At 58.0% G+C, this 17,520-nt stretch carries 17 protein-coding genes; 15 read left to right on the top strand and 2 right to left on the bottom strand.

The window, feature by feature from the left end:
• Position 1 precedes the first annotated feature (1 nt).
• Positions 2 to 1,678 carry a long-chain-fatty-acid--CoA ligase gene (locus tag B9Z39_RS07775; protein ID WP_108301280.1) on the top strand — a complete coding sequence of 559 codons (1,677 nt, stop codon included), beginning with the start codon at positions 2 to 4 and terminating at the stop codon, positions 1,676 to 1,678.
• Complete coding sequence (locus B9Z39_RS07770; RefSeq protein WP_100147341.1) at positions 1,675 to 2,445, top strand: 5'-methylthioadenosine/adenosylhomocysteine nucleosidase; 771 nt, start codon at positions 1,675 to 1,677, stop codon at positions 2,443 to 2,445. The genes B9Z39_RS07775 and B9Z39_RS07770 overlap by 4 nt, the downstream gene beginning before the upstream one ends.
• On the opposite strand, the gene corA is transcribed toward B9Z39_RS07770, so the two are convergent.
• Complete coding sequence (gene corA, locus B9Z39_RS07765) at positions 2,438 to 3,424, bottom strand: magnesium/cobalt transporter CorA (protein ID WP_100147342.1); 987 nt, start codon at positions 3,422 to 3,424, stop codon at positions 2,438 to 2,440. The two genes, B9Z39_RS07770 and corA, sit on opposite strands and share 8 nt — an antisense overlap.
• A gap of 278 nt (positions 3,425 to 3,702) precedes the next feature.
• Between corA and hpf the strand changes: the two genes are divergently transcribed.
• The 3 genes from hpf to hprK all read left to right on the top strand — a co-directional run bounded on the left by hpf (position 3,703) and on the right by hprK (position 5,536).
• On the top strand, positions 3,703 to 4,032 hold the full coding sequence (hpf, locus tag B9Z39_RS07760) for a ribosome hibernation-promoting factor, HPF/YfiA family (protein WP_100147343.1): 330 nt from the start codon (positions 3,703 to 3,705) through the stop codon (positions 4,030 to 4,032).
• 98 nt (positions 4,033 to 4,130) lie between these two features.
• Positions 4,131 to 4,595 carry a PTS sugar transporter subunit IIA gene (locus tag B9Z39_RS07755; RefSeq protein WP_100147344.1) on the top strand — a complete coding sequence of 155 codons (465 nt, stop codon included), beginning with the start codon at positions 4,131 to 4,133 and terminating at the stop codon, positions 4,593 to 4,595.
• Complete coding sequence (gene hprK / locus B9Z39_RS07750; protein ID WP_100147345.1) at positions 4,592 to 5,536, top strand: HPr(Ser) kinase/phosphatase; 945 nt, start codon at positions 4,592 to 4,594, stop codon at positions 5,534 to 5,536. Before B9Z39_RS07755 ends, hprK begins: the two co-directional genes overlap by 4 nt.
• Positions 5,537 to 5,540: 4 nt before the next feature.
• On the opposite strand, the gene fur is transcribed toward hprK, so the two are convergent.
• Positions 5,541 to 5,990 carry a ferric iron uptake transcriptional regulator gene (gene fur, locus B9Z39_RS07745; RefSeq protein ID WP_100147346.1) on the bottom strand — a complete coding sequence of 150 codons (450 nt, stop codon included), beginning with the start codon at positions 5,988 to 5,990 and terminating at the stop codon, positions 5,541 to 5,543.
• An 83-nt stretch (positions 5,991 to 6,073) separates the two neighbouring features.
• Here fur and B9Z39_RS07740 point away from each other — a divergent pair, with 83 nt between their 5' ends.
• The 10 genes from B9Z39_RS07740 (at position 6,074) to B9Z39_RS07695 (ending at position 17,520) form a co-directional block, all read left to right on the top strand.
• Entirely contained in the window at positions 6,074 to 6,613 is a 540-nt protein-coding gene (locus tag B9Z39_RS07740) for an outer membrane protein assembly factor BamE (protein ID WP_100147347.1), read from the top strand.
• Positions 6,614 to 6,616: 3 nt separating this feature from the next.
• A complete protein-coding gene (gene dapB, locus B9Z39_RS07735; protein WP_100147348.1) occupies positions 6,617 to 7,435 on the top strand; it encodes a 4-hydroxy-tetrahydrodipicolinate reductase in 819 nt (272 codons plus the stop codon).
• Positions 7,436 to 7,440: 5 nt separating this feature from the next.
• Positions 7,441 to 8,058, top strand: a complete 618-nt coding sequence (locus B9Z39_RS07730; RefSeq protein WP_108301490.1) for a MotA/TolQ/ExbB proton channel family protein — start codon at positions 7,441 to 7,443, stop codon at positions 8,056 to 8,058.
• Positions 8,059 to 8,508 (top strand): biopolymer transporter ExbD, encoded by a 450-nt coding sequence (locus B9Z39_RS07725; RefSeq protein ID WP_108301279.1) that lies wholly within the window; start codon positions 8,059 to 8,061, stop codon positions 8,506 to 8,508. It abuts the gene before it with no gap.
• Between the two features lie 70 nt (positions 8,509 to 8,578).
• Positions 8,579 to 11,368 (top strand): leucine--tRNA ligase, encoded by a 2,790-nt coding sequence (leuS, locus tag B9Z39_RS07720; RefSeq protein WP_108301489.1) that lies wholly within the window; start codon positions 8,579 to 8,581, stop codon positions 11,366 to 11,368.
• Between the two features lie 9 nt (positions 11,369 to 11,377).
• Positions 11,378 to 11,890 (top strand): LPS assembly lipoprotein LptE, encoded by a 513-nt coding sequence (gene lptE / locus B9Z39_RS07715; RefSeq protein ID WP_100147400.1) that lies wholly within the window; start codon positions 11,378 to 11,380, stop codon positions 11,888 to 11,890.
• 7 nt (positions 11,891 to 11,897) lie between these two features.
• Positions 11,898 to 12,968: a DNA polymerase III subunit delta gene (gene holA, locus B9Z39_RS07710; protein WP_100147350.1), complete on the top strand. Its 1,071-nt coding sequence runs from the start codon at positions 11,898 to 11,900 to the stop codon at positions 12,966 to 12,968.
• A gap of 14 nt (positions 12,969 to 12,982) precedes the next feature.
• On the top strand, positions 12,983 to 14,263 hold the full coding sequence (locus B9Z39_RS07705) for a glutamate-5-semialdehyde dehydrogenase (protein WP_108301278.1): 1,281 nt from the start codon (positions 12,983 to 12,985) through the stop codon (positions 14,261 to 14,263).
• An 81-nt stretch (positions 14,264 to 14,344) separates the two neighbouring features.
• A complete protein-coding gene (gshA, locus tag B9Z39_RS07700; protein WP_100147355.1) occupies positions 14,345 to 15,640 on the top strand; it encodes a glutamate--cysteine ligase in 1,296 nt (431 codons plus the stop codon).
• Between the two features lie 8 nt (positions 15,641 to 15,648).
• Positions 15,649 to 17,520, top strand: coding sequence for a potassium transporter Kup (locus tag B9Z39_RS07695; RefSeq protein WP_108301277.1), 1,872 nt, complete (start codon positions 15,649 to 15,651; stop codon positions 17,518 to 17,520).

Below are 17,520 nucleotides of genomic sequence, written 5' to 3'. Positions count from 1 at the left end.
CATGCGTTCAAGGCCATGGTTGCACGCCTACCCAGAAGGTGTGCCCGCAGATGTTGACACCAGCGCCTACGGCACGCTGGTGGAGTTGATGCAAGACAGTTTTGCGCGTTTTGGTGGCCGCACTGCGTTTAGCTTCATGGGCCGTGATTTGACATACGCCGAGTTGGATCGACTCAGCCAAGTGTTTGCGGCCTATCTGCAAAGCTTGGGTTTGCAGACGGGCGATCGTGTGGCCATCATGTTGCCCAATGTGTTGCAGTACCCCTTGGCGGTGGCGGCTGTGTTGCGTGCGGGTTATGTGGTGGTCAACATCAACCCCCTGTACACGCCGCGTGAACTAGAAGCGCAGCTCAAAGATGCGGATGCCAAAGTCATTGTGATTTTGGAAAACTTTGCAGCCACACTGGAGCGCGCGTTGGCCAAAACGCCGGTCCAGCATGTGGTGCTGTGTGCCATGGGCGACCGCCTGGGTTGGTTCAAAGGTTTTGTGGTCAACCATGTGGTGCGTCGCGTCAAGAAAATGGTGCCTGCTTTCAACTTGCCGCATGCGGTGCGTTTCAATGACGCCTTGCGCAAGGGCGAGACGTGCACCCTGACTTTGCCGTCGGTCGACAGCGAAGATTTGGCAGTTTTGCAGTACACCGGTGGTACCACCGGTGTGTCTAAAGGGGCGGAGCTGTTGCATCGCAACTTGGTTGCCAACGTGTTGCAGTCAGAGGCCTGGAACTCCCCCGCTTTGAAGCGAATTCCTGCTCACGAACAAACCACGTTTGTGTGTGCTTTACCGCTGTATCACATCTTTGCGTTCACCCTCAACATGATGCTCACCATGCGCATAGGTGGGCGGTCCATCTTGATTCCCAACCCGCGCGATTTGCCGGCGGTGCTCAAAGAGTTGGCCAAAGAGCGCTTTCACATTTTTCCGGCCGTCAACACCTTGTTCAATGCCCTGGCCCATCATGCCGATTTCGGCAAGGTGGATTGGTCGCACTTGGTGGTGTCGCTGGGCGGTGGCACGGCCGTGCAAGCTGCGGTGGCCAAGCTGTGGCTTGAAAAAACGGGATGTCCGATTTGCGAAGGCTATGGCTTGTCTGAGACCAGCCCATCGGCCAGTTGCAACCCTGTGACCAGCCAGGCCTACACCGGCTCTATTGGGGTGCCCATTCCCAATACGGAGATGAAGATCATCGATGACGATGGGCACGAGGTGCCCTTGGGCCAGCCGGGTGAAATTGCCATTCGTGGGCCACAGGTGATGGCCGGTTACTGGCAGCGTCCGGATGAGACTGCACGGGTCATGACCCCTGATGGTTTTTTCAAATCAGGCGATATCGGCGTGATGGACGAGCAAGGATTTTTCCGCATCGTTGATCGCAAGAAGGACATGATTCTGGTCAGTGGCTTCAACGTCTATCCCAATGAGGTGGAAGACGTGGTGGCCAGCTTGCCCGGCGTGTTGGAGTGTGCGGTCATCGGTGTGCCCGATGAACGCACGGGTGAGGCGGTGAAGTTGGTGGTGGTCAGAAGCGATCCTGATTTGACCGAGGCCGCGGTGCGTGACCACTGCAAACACAACCTTACCAACTACAAGCATCCTCGCTTGGTCGAGTTCCGTTCCGACCTGCCCAAAACGCCCGTGGGCAAAGTGCTGCGCCGCGAGCTGCGCGACCACCCATGAGCCGTGTGGCTCTGGTCAGCGCCATGCACGAAGAGCTGGCGGGCGTGCTGGCACGCATGCCCGACGAGCAAAAAATCGTGGTGGCTGGGCGCGAGTTCTGGGTTGGCCACTGGCATGGCCACGACGTGGTGGCGGTGCTCTCGCGCATTGGCAAGGTGGCCGCAGCGACCACGACGACGGTGTTGATTGAGCGCTTTGGCGTGACGCAAATCGTCTTTACCGGGGTTGCTGGCGGCTTGGCGCCTCAGGTGCGTGTGGGGGACGTGGTGGTTGCTGATGGCTTTGTTCAACACGACATGGATGCCTCGCCTTTGTTCCCCCGTCATGAAGTGCCATTGACAGGCATGACCCGTTTTGCGGCTGACCCAAACTTGCGTGATGCCTTGCGCATGGCGGCGCCTTTGGCTTTGCAGGATGTGATGCAAACCCTTCCGCGCGCTGATTGGCTCGATCTCGACTTTGAGCAGGCGCGTGTCCACCAGGGGTTGGTGGTCAGTGGCGATCGGTTTGTGTCACGCAGTGCAGAGAGCGCGGAGTTGCAGCAGCGTTTGCCAGAGGCACTGGCGGTCGAGATGGAGTGTGCGGCCATGGCCCAGGTGTGTCATGACTACGGCGTGCCCATGGCGGCGGTGCGCACCATCTCAGACCGTGCCGACGATGCTGCGCATGTGGACTTTCCCAACTTCATTCGCAACATCGCCAGCCGTTACAGCGTGGCGGTGTTGGACCGCTTGCTACGCCGCTGGCCTGTGCGGGCTGTTACTTGAGCCAACCGCGCTTGCGGAAGTACCACATGGGCACCAAGGCGCTGGCCACCATCAAGGCCAGGGCAAACGGATAGCCCCAGGTTTTGTTGAGCTCGGGCATGTACTGGAAGTTCATGCCGTAAATGCTCGCAATCAAGGTGGGCGGCAGCAGCGCCACACTGGCCACCGAGAAGATCTTGATGATCTTGTTCTGGTTGATGTTGATGAAACCCACCGTGGCGTCCATCAAGAAGTTGATCTTGTCGAACAAGAACGCGGTGTGGTTGTCCAGCGACTCGATGTCGCGCAAAATTTGCCGCGCCTCTTCAAATTGCTCGGCATTGAGCATGCGCGAACGCATCATGAAGCTCACCGCACGGCGGGTGTCCATCACGTTGCGACGGATACGACCATTCAAGTCTTCCTGGCGCGCAATCGCTCCCAGCACTTCGCCGGCCAACACGTCGGTCACGTCTTCTGCCAGCACCAGCTTGCCTGCTTTTTCGAGCTGGTCGTAAATGCCCTCTAGCGTATCGGCGGAGTACTCGGCATCGGCGTCAAACAATTTGAGCAACACCTCTTTGGCGTCTTCGATCAAACCGGGGGCGCGCCGTGCGCGCATGCGCAGCAGGCGAAACACGGGAACGTCTTCGTCGTGAATGGAAAACAGCACGCCACGGCTTTTCAAGGCGTTGTTGTTTTGGTTCAGGATGAACGCCACGCGCACCGTGCGTGGCTCGTCTTCGTCGGCGATCAGAAAGTCGCTGCGGATATGCAGCTCGCCGTTGTCTTCTTCGTAAAAACGGGCTGACTCTTCAATGTCCTCGTCCATCGCGTCTTCTGGAATGGACAGACCGTAGTACTGCTTGATCCAGCGCTTTTCTTCCAGCGTGGGTGCTTCAAGGTCCACCCAGATCGGTTGGAATTTAGAGAGTTCTTCCAGCGACTCGATCTCTTCCTGGAAGAGACGGCCGTTGGCCAGCGTGAAAATATTGAGCATGGCAGGCGTGGTGTGTGTGCACCGGAGTTCGAAGGTGTGAAATACAGCAGCTTTCGAATCTGGGCGGCACCAAAGGCCTTCAAAGACTCGAAAGCTACCAACTAGGGTAGGTTTCCAAGGAGATTGCTCCGCTGTTGAAGAGCTTCAATTATGGCATTGCTCACCAATGCCTAGGGTATTTACGGGGCATCTTTTCTTGCTTGGTTTGATCTAACCCCATTGCCTTTTTGCAGATGCAAGGGCATAGTGAAACTGCCAATTCACCAAAGGAGGCTCTTATGAATTTGACGATCAGCGGTCACCACCTTGAAATCACCCCTGCCTTGCGCAGTTACGTGACCGGCAAGCTCGATCGAATCACGCGACATTTCGACCAAGTCGTCGATGTGAAGGTGCTGTTGAGCATTGAGAACCAGAAAGAGAAAGAAGGCCGCCAGAAAGCCGAATGCAATATCCACGTCAAAGGCAACGACATGTTTGCCGAAAGCGCACACGAAGACCTCTATGCGGCCGTGGACGAATTGGTCGACAAGCTAGACCGGCAAGTCGTGCGCCACAAAGACCGCTTGCAGAGCCACCACCATGAGAGTCCTAAGCGCTTGATGTAAACGTTCTTAGGCTTAAAGCATTAAAAACCGCCACTTCATTGGCGGTTTTTTCATTTCCACCCAGGGTTTTCAGCAGGTGCATAATCTGCCGCTGAATCATGAATCGACTCGCCACCATCTTGCCTCCTGCACAAGTGCTTGTGAACATGGAGGTCACCAGCAAAAAGCGCGCTTTTGAAGAGGCCGGGCTTTTGTTTGAGGGTTTGCATGGCCTGAACCGCGCGTTGGTGGCGGACAGTCTGTTTGCCCGCGAGCGTTTGGGGTCGACCGGATTGGGCCACGGGGTGGCCATTCCGCATGGCCGTATCAAAGGCCTCAAATCTCCCATGGCGGCTGTGTTTCAGCTGGCTCAACCCATCGGTTTTGATGCACCCGATGAGCAGCCCGTGAGCTTGCTCATTTTTTTGTTGGTGCCCGAGGCGTCTACCCAAAAGCACCTGGAAATTTTGTCTGAGATCGCCGAGCTGCTGAGTGACACAGCCTTGCGCGAAACCATCAAATCCTGCAATGACGCGGTCGAATTGCACCGCATCATCTCTACCTGGAACGCGGTGTCGTTTTGAAACCAACCGTCATCAGTGCTGACGTTTTATTTGAAGAGTTTCGCGGCAAGTTGCGCTGGGAGTGGGTCGCTGGCCTGAGTGCTTCCGAGCGTCGGTTCGATGAAGTGGCGGTGCGTGCTGCCCGATCAGGCGCAGATCTGGTGGGGTATCTCAACTACATCCATCCCTACCGCGTGCAAATTCTGGGCGAGCGTGAAATCGCCTACATCACCAAAGGCTTGTCGGCTGATTGCGTGCGCCGAGTGTCACGCATCGTCACACTCGAACCGCCTTTTCTGGTGTTGGCCGATGGTCAGGCCGCCCCCGATGAGTTGGTGGCCATGTGCGAGCGGGCACAAATCCCCATGTTTTCTACCGGGGAGTCGGCGGCCTTTGTGATTGACGTGCTACGGGCCTATTTGTCCAAGCACTTCGCCGATCGCACGTCCATGCATGGCGTCTTCATGGACATCTTGGGCTTGGGCGTGATGATCACCGGAGAGTCTGGCCTGGGCAAAAGCGAACTCGGCTTGGAGCTGATTTCACGCGGCAATGGTCTGGTGGCCGATGACGCCGTGGATTTGTTTCGCATCAACCAAGCCACCATTGAAGGTCGTTGCCCCGAGTTGTTACAAAACTTGTTGGAAGTGCGTGGCATTGGCTTGCTCGACATCCGTGCCATTTTTGGTGAGACGGCGGTGCGTCGCAAAATGCGCCTCAAGCTCATCGTGCACTTGGTGCGCAAGGAAACCTTGGAGCGTGACTACGAGCGCTTACCTCACGAGCCCCTCACGCAGGATGTGCTCGGAGTGCCTGTGCGCAAAGTGGTGATTCAAGTGGTCGCTGGCCGCAACATCGCGGTGTTGGTCGAGGCAGCCGTGCGCAATTCGATTTTGCAATTGCGTGGCGTGGACACTTACCAGGAGTTCATTGCCCGCCACCGTCGTGCCATGGAGTCTTGAGCGATCAGCCCTTGATCGAATTTTTGTCAGCTGGGCGATGTGGACAGGCTTTTTTGCGGCAATGCGCGTACAAACTTAACGCGTGATCGGCAATCTCAAAACCTTGCTTCTTGGCCACTTTGACTTGCAAGGCCTCGATCTCGGGATCGTGAAACTCTTCCACCCGCCCACAGTCGAGGCACACCAAATGGTCATGGTGCTCGCCTTCGTTGAGCTCGTACACCGCACGCTCACTCTCAAAATGGCTGCGCTTGAGGATGCCGGCTTGTTCAAACTGCTGCAACACCCGGTAGACGGTGGCTAAACCAATGTCGATGTTTTGCGCCAGCATGTGGCGGTACACATCTTCGGCGGTCATGTGGCGTTGTGTGCCGCGTTGAAACAGTTCCAGAACTTTCAGTCGCGGTAGAGTGGCCTTGAGGCCAATGCTTTTGAGGTCGTCAGCGTGTGCCATGATGGGTTTCCAAGTCGTGTTCAATAGCTGCCCGCTACAATGAACTGATCATATCCTTACTGCCCATTTCGGCCTTTCACACCATGTTTGAGTCCTGTCGAAAAGCCCTCTCCCAGCGCATCAACTGCCGTGCAACATGGGCCGTTGTTGTTGTTCTCGTCGGCTTCGGGTTGTCTGCCTGTTCGAGTTGGGTCACGCCATACCGTCCAGAAGTGGTGCAGGGCAACTTTGTCTCGCGTGAACAAGTGCAAGCGCTGCGTATGGGCATGCCACGACAAGCCGTGCGCGACATCTTGGGAACGCCGTTGGTCTCCAGCCTCTTCCATGCCGACCGGTGGGACTACGCCTTCACCATCCGACGCCAAGGCGCCGAGTCACAACAACGCCGCCTCAGTGTGTTCTTCCGTGGTGATGTGCTCGACCGCATTGAAGGCGACCCTCTGCCTACCGAAGCAGAGTTTGCCGCCAAGGTAGACACCCGCCGACCGACGCCCAGGACGCCTGCTTTGATTGCCAGCGATGAAGCGTTGGCGAAATTCCCACCCAAGGCCGCCCCTGCGGCCGCCAATGCTGTGACACCCGCCAAAGGAATCGGCAGCTATCCCCCGCTTGAAAGTCAATAAACCATGGCTCATTCCAACCCATCCTTGAACATTGCCATTGCTGGAGCCAGTGGCCGCATGGGGCACATGTTGATCGAGGCCGTGCGTCAAGCCGACGACTTGCAGCTCAGTGGCGCCTTGGATGTGCCATCTAGCCCAGGCATTGGCAACGATGCCACGGGCTTTTTGGGTCAGGCCAGTGGCGTGACCATTCAAGCCGATGTGCGTGCAGGCTTGCAACACAGCCAGGTCTTGATCGACTTCACACGCCCAGAGGGCACTTTGGCGCACCTGGCCGTTTGCCGAGAATTAGGTGTGAAGTTGGTCATCGGCACCACAGGCTTCACCGACGCACAAAAAGCCGAAATCGCTGCCGCGGCACAAGACATTGCCATCGTGATGGCCCCCAACATGAGCGTGGGTGTGAACGTGACTTTGAAGCTGTTGCAAATGGCCGCACAGGCCATGCCCACTGGCTATGACATCGAGATCATCGAAGCGCACCATCGCCACAAAGTCGATGCACCTTCCGGCACCGCCCTGAAGATGGGCGAAGTCATTGCCGAGGCCTTGGGGCGTGATCTGAAAGACTGTGCTGTCTATGAGCGTTACGGCCACACCGGTGAACGTGATCCGTCCACCATTGGCTTTGCCACCATTCGCGGGGGTGACATCGTGGGCGACCACACCGTCTTGTTTGCCGGTACCGGCGAGCGCATCGAAGTGACACACAAGTCTTCGAGCCGCGCCACCTACGCCCAAGGCAGCCTGCGTGCCGCGCGCTTTTTGGCGAACCAAAGCAAAGGCCTCTTTGACATGTTCGACGTCTTGAACCTGCGGTGAGCGGCATGTCGTTGCCCTTGGACGGCGATGTCTTGAGTGTCACCTTGACGCTGCTGCTGCTGGCCATGTCGGTCGCGAGCTGGAGCGTCATTGTTTACAAAGCCTGGTTGTTGCGTTGTGTCAGCGTTGATGTGCCACTTGCCAAAGCCGCCTTTTGGCAAGCCCCCGATTTTTCACATGCTCTGGCGGCGCTCACGGCCTTAGATCGCCAGCGCGTGCTCCTGCCCCTGGCGCAAGCCCAGCAACAGCGCATGCCCGGCACCTTGGGCGCACAAGCCGAGGTGTCGGCACAACGCACCCGTGTGCTGCGCGATGCATTGCATCAGGTGCTGCACCGTCTGCAAACCGGCCAAGTGTTGCTGGCCAGTGTGGGGGCGACGGCACCCTTTGTGGGCTTGCTCGGGACTGTCTGGGGCATCTACCACGCCTTGGCTGGCATGGCGGTTGCCGCACAACTCACGATGGAAGGGGTGGCGGGCCCCGTGGGCGAAGCCCTCATCATGACGGCCGCTGGTTTGGCCGTTGCCTTGCCTGCGGTGTTGGCGTTCAACGTCATGGGTCGCGTGATCAACCGCGTGGAGCAAGAGCTGGAAGGCTTTGCCTACGACTTGCGGACGCTTTGAATGGCCTTCGGTCGCTTTGAACGCACACCCGGGCAAACGCCCATGAGTGAGATCAACGTCACCCCACTGGTCGATGTGATGATGGTGCTCTTGGTGATCTTCATCCTCACCGCGCCGCTGTTGGGGCGCGCCCTCAAGCTCGACTTGCCCCAAGCCGCTGGCGCATCGGCAGGCGCACCGGCACAGGTGGTGCGTTTGAGCATTGACGCACAGGCGCAGGTGTTTCTTGACGGTCAGCCAATCACGCTGGATGCGCTGGCCCAGGCCCTGACGGCCCGTGCATCGCAGTCCAGCGCAGCCGGTCAAGCGCAACTGCCCGAGGTGCAACTCCAGGCTGATGCCCAGGTGCCTTATGGCCGAGTGGTCGAGGTGATGGACCTGGCACAGCTGGCGGGCATGCATCGCATCGGCTTTGTTGCCGAGCGCAAGCCCGCCGCAGCCAAGCCCTAAAATCACACCATTCCCGCCTTTTCCCCAGGCGATGCGCCCCGTGCCCGTGCGGGGTTTTCAGACCGACTCCATGCAAGACAAATACAACCACACCGAGGTCGAACGCGCCGTTCAGACCGCTTGGACCCAACGTGATGCCTACCGCGTGACCGAAAACGCACGTGACGCACAAGGCCAGCTGAAAAAGAAGTTCTACGCCTGCTCCATGCTGCCCTACCCCAGCGGCAAGCTGCACATGGGCCATGTGCGCAACTACACCATCAACGACATGCTCACGCGCAGTCTGCGCATGAAGGGCTGGAACGTTTTGATGCCCATGGGCTGGGATGCGTTTGGCTTGCCCGCTGAAAACGCGGCTTTGAAAAACGGCGTGCCACCGGCCAAGTGGACTTACGAGAACATCGCCTACATGAAGCAGCAGATGCAGGCCATGGGCTTGGCCATCGATTGGTCGCGCGAGGTCGCCACCTGTGACCCGAGCTACTACAAGTGGAACCAGTGGCTGTTTTTGAAGATGCTGGAAAAAGGCATCGCCTACCGCAAGACCCAAGTGGTCAACTGGGACCCGGTAGACCAAACCGTGCTGGCCAACGAGCAGGTCATTGACGGCAAAGGCTGGCGTACCGGTGCGGTGGTCGAAAAGCGCGAAATCCCGGGCTACTACTTCAACATCACCCAGTACGCCCCCGAGCTGCTGGCGCATGTGCAAATTGGCAACGACAAAGCCACCCTCAACGGCTGGCCCGACAAAGTGCGCCTGATGCAGGAAAACTGGATTGGCAAATCCGAAGGCGTGCGCTTTGCATTCACCCACAGCATCCAAGGTGCGGATGGTGCCTTGATTGGCGATGGCCGCATGTACGTGTTCACCACCCGCGCCGACACCATCATGGGCGTGACGTTTTGTGCCGTGGCTGCCGAGCACCCGCTGGCGCTGCATGCGGCTGCATCTAACCCTGCCTTGGCCGCATTCCTTGAAGAATGCAAAACCGGTGGCACCACCGAAGCTGAACTGGCCACCCAAGAAAAGAAGGGCATGGCCACGGGCTTGTTCGTCACGCACCCCTTGACCGGCGCGCAAGTCGAAGTGTGGGTGGGCAACTATGTGCTCATGTCGTATGGCGACGGTGCCGTGATGGGCGTGCCCGCGCATGACGAGCGTGACTTTGCATTTGCCTTGAAATACGACTTGCCCATTCGGCAGGTGGTTGGCCTTGACGCGGCCGCACCCGCCGATGCCGCTTCCTTGGCGTTCGATGCCAAAACTTGGCAAGAGTGGTATGCCACCAAAGTCGGTGTGTGCGTGAACTCTGGCGAACTCGACGGCCTGCGATTCAAAGACGCGGTGACCAAAGTCGCCGAGTTGTTGGCCGCCATTGGCCTGGGCGAGAAAAAGACCACCTGGCGTTTGCGCGACTGGGGCGTGAGCCGCCAGCGCTACTGGGGCACCCCGATTCCCATCATCCACTGTGACGAACACGGTGCGGTGCCGGTGCCCGAAAAAGACCTGCCGGTGGTGTTGCCGCAAGACTGCATTCCTGACGGTTCTGGCAACCCCTTGCACACACACGAAGGCTTCCACGCAGGGGTGACTTGCCCCGTGTGCGGCAAGCCTGCGCGTCGCGAGACCGACACCATGGACACCTTCGTGGACTCGTCTTGGTACTTCATGCGCTATTGCGACCCGACCAATTCTGAGCAGATGGTGGCCGAAGGCACCCGATACTGGATGCGCGATGCCCACCAAGCCACCGGTGGCAGCGGCATGGACCAGTACATCGGCGGCATTGAGCATGCCATCTTGCACCTGCTCTATGCGCGCTTTTGGACCAAGGTCATGCGCGACATGGGGCTCGTCACGGTGGACGAACCCTTCACCAAGCTGCTCACGCAGGGCATGGTGCTCAACCACATCTACTCGCGCCGCACCGCCAAAGGCGGCAAAGACTACTTCTGGCCGCATGATGTGGAGCATGTGCTCGATGACGCAGGCAAAGTGGTGGGCGCCAAGCTCAAGAACGAGGCTGATAGCAGCGATGGCAAGCTGCCCGTGGGCACCCCCATCGACTACGAGGGCGTGGGCACCATGTCCAAGTCCAAGAACAACGGTGTGGACCCGCAAGACCTGATTGAAAAATACGGTGCCGACACCGCGCGCCTGTACACCATGTTCACCGCGCCACCCGAGGCCACCTTGGAGTGGAACGACGCGGCGGTGGAGGGCAGCTACCGCTTCTTGCGTCGTGTATGGCTCGCAGCCTCTGATGCGAGCGATAGCATCGCCTATGGCCTTGAAAAACCCGCGGATTTAAAGGACCTGGGTCGAAACTTGGCGGACTTTCGAAGAGACCTGCATTTGGTACTCAAGCAGGTGGCATACGACTATGAGCGGATGCAATACAACACTGTGGTTTCAGGTTGCATGAAGATGTTGAACCTCATCGAAGGGGCGAAGCTCGGTTTATTGGTGGAGGACGGCAAGGGCTATGAAATGCGCGATGAAAAAATCGCATCTGTAGCTGCCGAAGCTTTTGGTATTTTGTTGAGATGTCTCTATCCAGCTTGCCCGCATATCGCATGCCAGTTATGGGATGAACTTCATTACGACAAAAAATACGGTCCCTTAATTGACGCACCGTGGCCCGAGGTGGACGAGTCGGCTTTGTTGCGCGACGAGATCGAGTTGATGCTGCAAATCAACGGCAAGTTGCGCGGTGCGGTGCGCGTGAGCGCCAACGCCTCCAAAGAAGACATCGAGCAAGCCGCCTTGGCCACCGAAGCCTTCATCAAGCAAGCCAACGGTGCTGCGCCCAAGAAGGTCATCGTGGTGCCCGGCCGTTTGGTCAATGTGGTGGTCTAAGGAATGCACATGAAAGCCACCTCCCGTCGTTTTGCGTTGTTGCTGGCTCTTGGAGCTGCTGTGCTGCTGACTGGCTGTGGCTTTGAGTTGCGCCAGCCGCCCAACTACGCCTTTCGCACGGTCTTCAGTACCGTGCCTGTCAACTCGCCTTTGGGTGTCAAACTGCACCGCAGCTTGGCGTCATCGGGGCAAGTGGAAGTCATCACCGACCCTCGCCAGATTGAGCGTGCGCAAGTCATCTTCGATCAGTTGGCCGAAGTCCGCGAAAAAGTGGTGGTGGGCCGCACCTCCTCGGGCGCGATCCGTGAATACCAGTTGCGCTTGCGCTACCGCTTTCGCTTGCGCACCCAAGAGGGCAAAGAGTTGATTCCTGACACTGAAATTCAACTCAACCGCGACATCAACTTCAACGAGACCGGTGCCTTGTTCAAAGAGTCTGAAGAAGGCTTGCTCTACCGCGACATGGAAAACGACTTGGTGCAACAAATCCAACGTCGCTTGGCCACACTGCGTCAACTCTGAGCGACGCATGCAAGTCGCGGCCAACCAACTTTCGCAGCACTTGCAGGCACACGCCAGCAAAGGCCTGCGCAGCCTCTACACCTTGCATGGTGATGAGCCCTTGTTGCAGCAAGAGGCCATGGACAGCATCCGCACCATCGCACGCAGCCAGGGCTACACCGAGCGCAGCGTCTACACCGTGGCAGGCGCCCACTTCGACTGGGGTGAGGTGTTGGCGGCGGGCGGCTCGATGAGTTTGTTTGCCGACAAACAGATCATTGAAATCCGCGTTCCCTCAGGCAAGCCGGGTAAAGAGGGTAGCGTCGCCTTGCAGCAAATTGCCGAATCCGCACAGGGCAACGACACCACCTTGACCGTGGTGTTGTTGCCGCGCCTGGACAAGCAGACCAAGAGCACCGCTTGGTTTGCCGCGTTGGAGAACAACGGCGTCAGCGTGCAGATCGACCCAGTCGAGCGCCAAGCCCTGCCCATGTGGATTGCTCAACGCCTGGGGGCTCAGCAACAGCGCGTGGCCTCGGGTGAAGCGGGGCAACACACCTTGCAGTTTTTTGCTGATCGGGTGGAGGGCAATCTGCTGGCGGCGCACCAAGAAATTCAAAAACTTGGGCTGCTCTACCCTGAAGGTGAACTCAGCCTGGAACAAGTGGAACGTGCGGTGCTCAATGTGGCGCGTTACGACGTCTTCAAACTCTCCGAGGCCGTGCTCAGTGGCCAGCCCTTGCGCGTGCAACGCATGCTCGATGGCTTGAAAGCCGAGGGCGAGGCCGAGGTGCTGGTGCATTACACCCTGGCTGAAGAAATCCGGGCCCTCAAGCGCGTCAAAGACGCCGTGGCCGCAGGCAAGGCCCTGCCCATGGTGCTGCGCGAACAGCGCATTTGGGGCCCCCGTGAGCGCTTGTTCGAGCGCGTCTTGCCACGCTTGAGTGTGGGCATGCTGGACAAGCTCTTGCAGTCGGCTCATCAGGTGGACGGCATTGTCAAAGGCCTCAAAGTGCCAGAGTGGCCCACCGACAGTTGGCAAGCTTTGCATCGCTTGGCCATGCGCTTGTGCCGCGCCTGCATGGCACGCCCTGCTTGAGGGAAAATAGGGCCATGACTTCACACACCCTTGCCGAGCACATGCAATTGCTGGGTGCCCAGGCCAAAACCGCCTCGGCACAGATGGCCAAAGCTTCGGCGGCTTTGAAAAGCCAAGCCCTGCGCCACTTGGCCGCTTTGCTGCGTGCCAATGTCGACACCTTGCAGGTCGACAACGCCAAAGACATTGCGCGCGCCACCGCTGCCGGTTTAGAGGCCCCCATGGTGGATCGCCTCAAGCTCAGCCCCAAGGTGCTGGAGACCTGCGCACAGGGCTGCGAACAACTTGCCGCCATGCCCGATGTGATTGGCGAAATCATCGGCATGAAGCAACAACCCAGCGGCATCCGCGTGGGTCAAATGCGTGTGCCCATTGGCGTGTTCGGCATGATTTTCGAGAGTCGCCCCAACGTCACCATCGAGGCGGCCTCTTTGGCCATCAAGAGCGGTAATGCCTGCATCTTGCGTGGCGGTTCAGAAGCCATCGAATCCAACAAAGCCCTGGCCTTGCTGGTGCAACAAGCCTTGGTGAGCGCCGGCCTGCCCGCCGAAGCTGTGCAACTGGTGCCCACCACCGACCGCGAAGCCGTGGGGCATTTGATTGCCATGCCACAGTTTGTCGATGTGATCATTCCGCGCGGCGGCAAAGGCTTGATCGAGCGCATCAGCCGCGAGGCCAAAGTGCCCGTCATCAAACACTTGGATGGCAACTGCCATACCTATGTCGATGACCCTTGTGACATCGACATGGCCGTGACTGTTGCGGACAACGCCAAAACCCAAAAATACAGCCCCTGCAACGCCAGCGAAAGCTTGCTGGTGGCGCGTGGCGTGGCCGCAGCGTTCTTGCCCCGTATTGGCGCTATCTTTGCGGCCAAGGGGGTGGAAATGCGTTGCTGCCCAGAGGCCCGTGCCTTGTTGGCTGGGGTGCAGGGCGCGCAACTCAAAGACGCCACCGAGCAAGATTGGTTTGAGGAATACCTCGGCCCCATCGTCAGCATCAAGGTGGTGGACGGGCTGGATGCGGCCATCGCACACATCAACCATTACGGCAGCCACCACACCGAGGCCATCCTCACGCGTGACCACATGCACGCCCAGCGCTTCTTGCGCGAAGTGGATTCGTCCAGCGTCATGGTCAACGCCAGCACCCGATTTGCAGATGGTTTTGAATACGGTTTGGGTGCCGAAATAGGCATTTCCACTGACAAGTTCCATGCCCGTGGTCCCGTGGGCATTGAAGGTCTGACCTCGCTCAAGTACGTGGTGTTGGGGCAAGGCGAAATCCGCACCTGAGTCAGCGCGGCGACAGCGCCGTGCTTGAAGCTGCCGAGCTTGGCCCAACGTCCTAGAATTGCCTCCCATTAGAAGGACACCATGGTTCCCCACCTCATCACGGCCTTGACGGGCCCTATCAACGAGCTTGAGCAACGCATCCTCGATTCCATGCCCGCTATTGAGCGCTGGTTTCGCTTGGAATGGATGGAGCACACGCCCCCGTTTTACAGCTCGGTCGACATTCGCAACGCAGGCTTCAAGCTCGCGCCCGTTGACACCAACCTGTACCCCGGCGGCTGGAACAACCTGACGCCCGAGATGCTGCCTTTGGCGGTGCAAGCGGCGATGGCCGCGATTGAAAAGATCTGCCCCGAAGCACGCAACTTGCTGGTGATTCCTGAGAACCACACACGCAACACGTTTTATTTGTCGAACGTGGCGCAGCTGCAGCGCATCTTCCACATGGCGGGTTTGAATGTGCGTATCGGTTCGATCAATCCCGAGATCAAAGAAACCACCACCATTGACTTGCCCAACGGAGACAGCGTCACGCTAGAGCCCGTCATTCGCAGCAAACGTCGCTTGGGGCTCAAAGACTTTGACCCCTGCACCATCTTGCTCAACAACGACCTGAGCGCGGGCATTCCTGGCATCTTGGAAGACTTGCACGAGCAGTACCTGTTGCCACCGCTGCATGCCGGCTGGAGCGTGCGTCGCAAGAGCAAACACTTCGAGTGTTACGAAGAAGTGGCCAAGCGCTTTGGCAAATTGCTGGGCATCGATCCTTGGTTGATCAACCCCATGTTCAACCAGTGTGGCGAAGTCAACTTCGCCGAGGGCACGGGCATGGAGTGCCTGCAAACCAACGTGGATGCCTTGCTCACCAAGATCAAGCGCAAATACAAAGAGTACGGCATTCAAGAAAAACCATTCGTCATTGTCAAAGCCGACAACGGCACCTATGGCATGGGCATCATGACGGTGCGCGATGTCAAAGACCTTGATGCCTTGAACCGCAGAACACGCAACAAAATGAGCGTCGTCAAAGACGGTCAGGCGGTCAACCAGGTCATCATCCAAGAAGGTGTGCTGACCCACGAGCGTTTGAATGACGCCGTGGCCGAGCCCGTGGTCTACATGATGGACCGCTATGTGGTGGGCGGCTTCTATCGCGTGCATGCCGACCGCGGCATTGACGAAAACTTGAACGCCCCCGGCGCCAGTTTTATACCGTTGGCCTTTGAACAAAGTGCCCACACCCCGCAGCCCGGCGTCAAACCCGGTGCCAGCACCCCGAACCGTTTTTACATGTACGGTGTGATTGGCCGTTTGGCCATGCTGGCGGCAAGTTATGAACTCGAAGCGACCGATCCGGAAGCTGAAAACTACGATTGAGATTTCTGATGGAACAACATGCCAAGTCTTCCCTGGCAGCTTTAACGCTGGGCGCCATTGGCGTTGTGTATGGCGACATCGGCACCAGCGTGCTGTACGCCATGAAAGAGGTGTTTGGCTCCGGCCATGTGGAGTTCACGCCTGACAATGTCTACGGCATTTTGTCGATCTTCTTTTGGACATTGACCACCATCGTGTCGGTGAAATACGTGGCCTTGGTGCTGCGGGCTGACAACAACGGCGAAGGCGGTTTGGTGGCTATGTTGGCCCTGGCCTCCATGTCGGTCAAAGACAAACCCAAGCTGCGCAGCAAGATGTTGCTGGTGGGTATTTTTGGCACCTGCTTGTTTTACGGCGACGGTGTGATCACACCGGCCATTTCGGTGCTGTCGGCGGTCGAAGGTCTGGAAGTGGTGTCGCCCGCTTTCAAGAAATATGTGATCCCACTCACCCTCATCATCTTGTTCGGTTTGTTTGCCGTTCAAAAGCGTGGCACGGGCGGCATCGGCAAGTTTTTTGGCCCCATCACCGTGGTGTGGTTCATTGCCATTTCTGCGTTGGGTGTTTTTCACATCGCCTCGCATCCAGAAATTTTGTGGGCCATCAGCCCGTATTACGCACTGAACTTTATCTTCAGCGAGCCCAAAATCACCTTCCTGATTTTGGGTGCCGTGGTGCTGTGCGTCACCGGGGGTGAGGCGCTGTACGCCGACATGGGGCACTTTGGTAAAAAGCCCATCCGTGTGGCCTGGTTCATGGTGGTCATGCCCGCGTTGACGCTCAACTACTTTGGCCAAGGCGCTTTGTTGTTGAGCAACCCCGATGCGGTGTCTAACCCCTTCTTCTTGATGGCCCCAGACTGGTTGTTGGTGCCCTTGGTGGCCCTGGCCACGGCAGCCACGGTGATCGCGTCGCAGGCCTTGATCTCGGGCGCTTTCAGCGTCACCAAACAAGTGGTGCAGTTGGGCTTTTTGCCGCGTCTGCAAGTGCTGCACACCAGCGTCAAAGACACCGGGCAAATCTACATTCCGTTTGTCAACTGGGGCCTGTTTGCCACCATCGTGTTGGCGGTGATGATGTTCAAGTCATCCAGCAATTTGGCCGCTGCATACGGCATTGCGGTGTGTACCGACATGCTCATCACCACCGTGTTGACGTTCTTTGTGATTCGCTACAGCTGGAAATACCCGCTGTGGCTGTGTCTGCTGACCACCGGCTTTTTCTTTGTGGTGGACTTCGCCTTCTGGGCTTCGAACTTGCTCAAACTGTTCGAGGGCGGTTGGTTCCCGCTGCTCATTGGCGCTGCTATTTTGATGCTCATGCTCACTTGGCGTGATGGCCGCGACATCTTGAACGACAAGCGCCAAGAAGAAGCGCTCGACTTGCCCAGTTTTTTGGAAGCCGTGTTTGTGTCGCCCCCTGTCCGTGTGGATGGCACGGCCGTGTTCTTAACTTCAGGCAAAGGGTCGGTGCCCAACGCCATGCTGCACAACCTCAAACACAACAAGGTGCTGCACGCGCAAAACCTGTTTGTGAACGTGCAAAACCACGAGGTGCCTTGGGTCTCCGATGCCGAGCGTTTGGTGGTTAGCCCCCTGGGTCACGACTGCTGGCAGGTGGTCATCCATTACGGCTTTAAAGACAACCCCGACGTGCCAGGTGCCTTGGCCCAGTTGCGCGGCATGGGCTGCGAAGTCAGCCCCATGACCACCAGCTATTTCTTGTCGCGCGACAGCATCGTGCCCACCATTGGCACGGGCATGGCGCAGTGGCGTGAAAAACTGTTCGCACAAATGCACCTCAACGCCAGCTCTGCCGCTGACTTCTTGAATCTGCCCAGCAACTCGGTGGTCGAGTTGGGCAGCAAGATCGAGATTTAA

The organism is Limnohabitans sp. JirII-29 (assembly GCF_003063395.1).
Lineage (GTDB): Bacteria > Pseudomonadota > Gammaproteobacteria > Burkholderiales > Burkholderiaceae_C > Limnohabitans.
The sequence above is the reverse complement of the archived record's forward strand: the minus strand, read 5'-3'. Positions and strand labels throughout refer to the sequence as shown.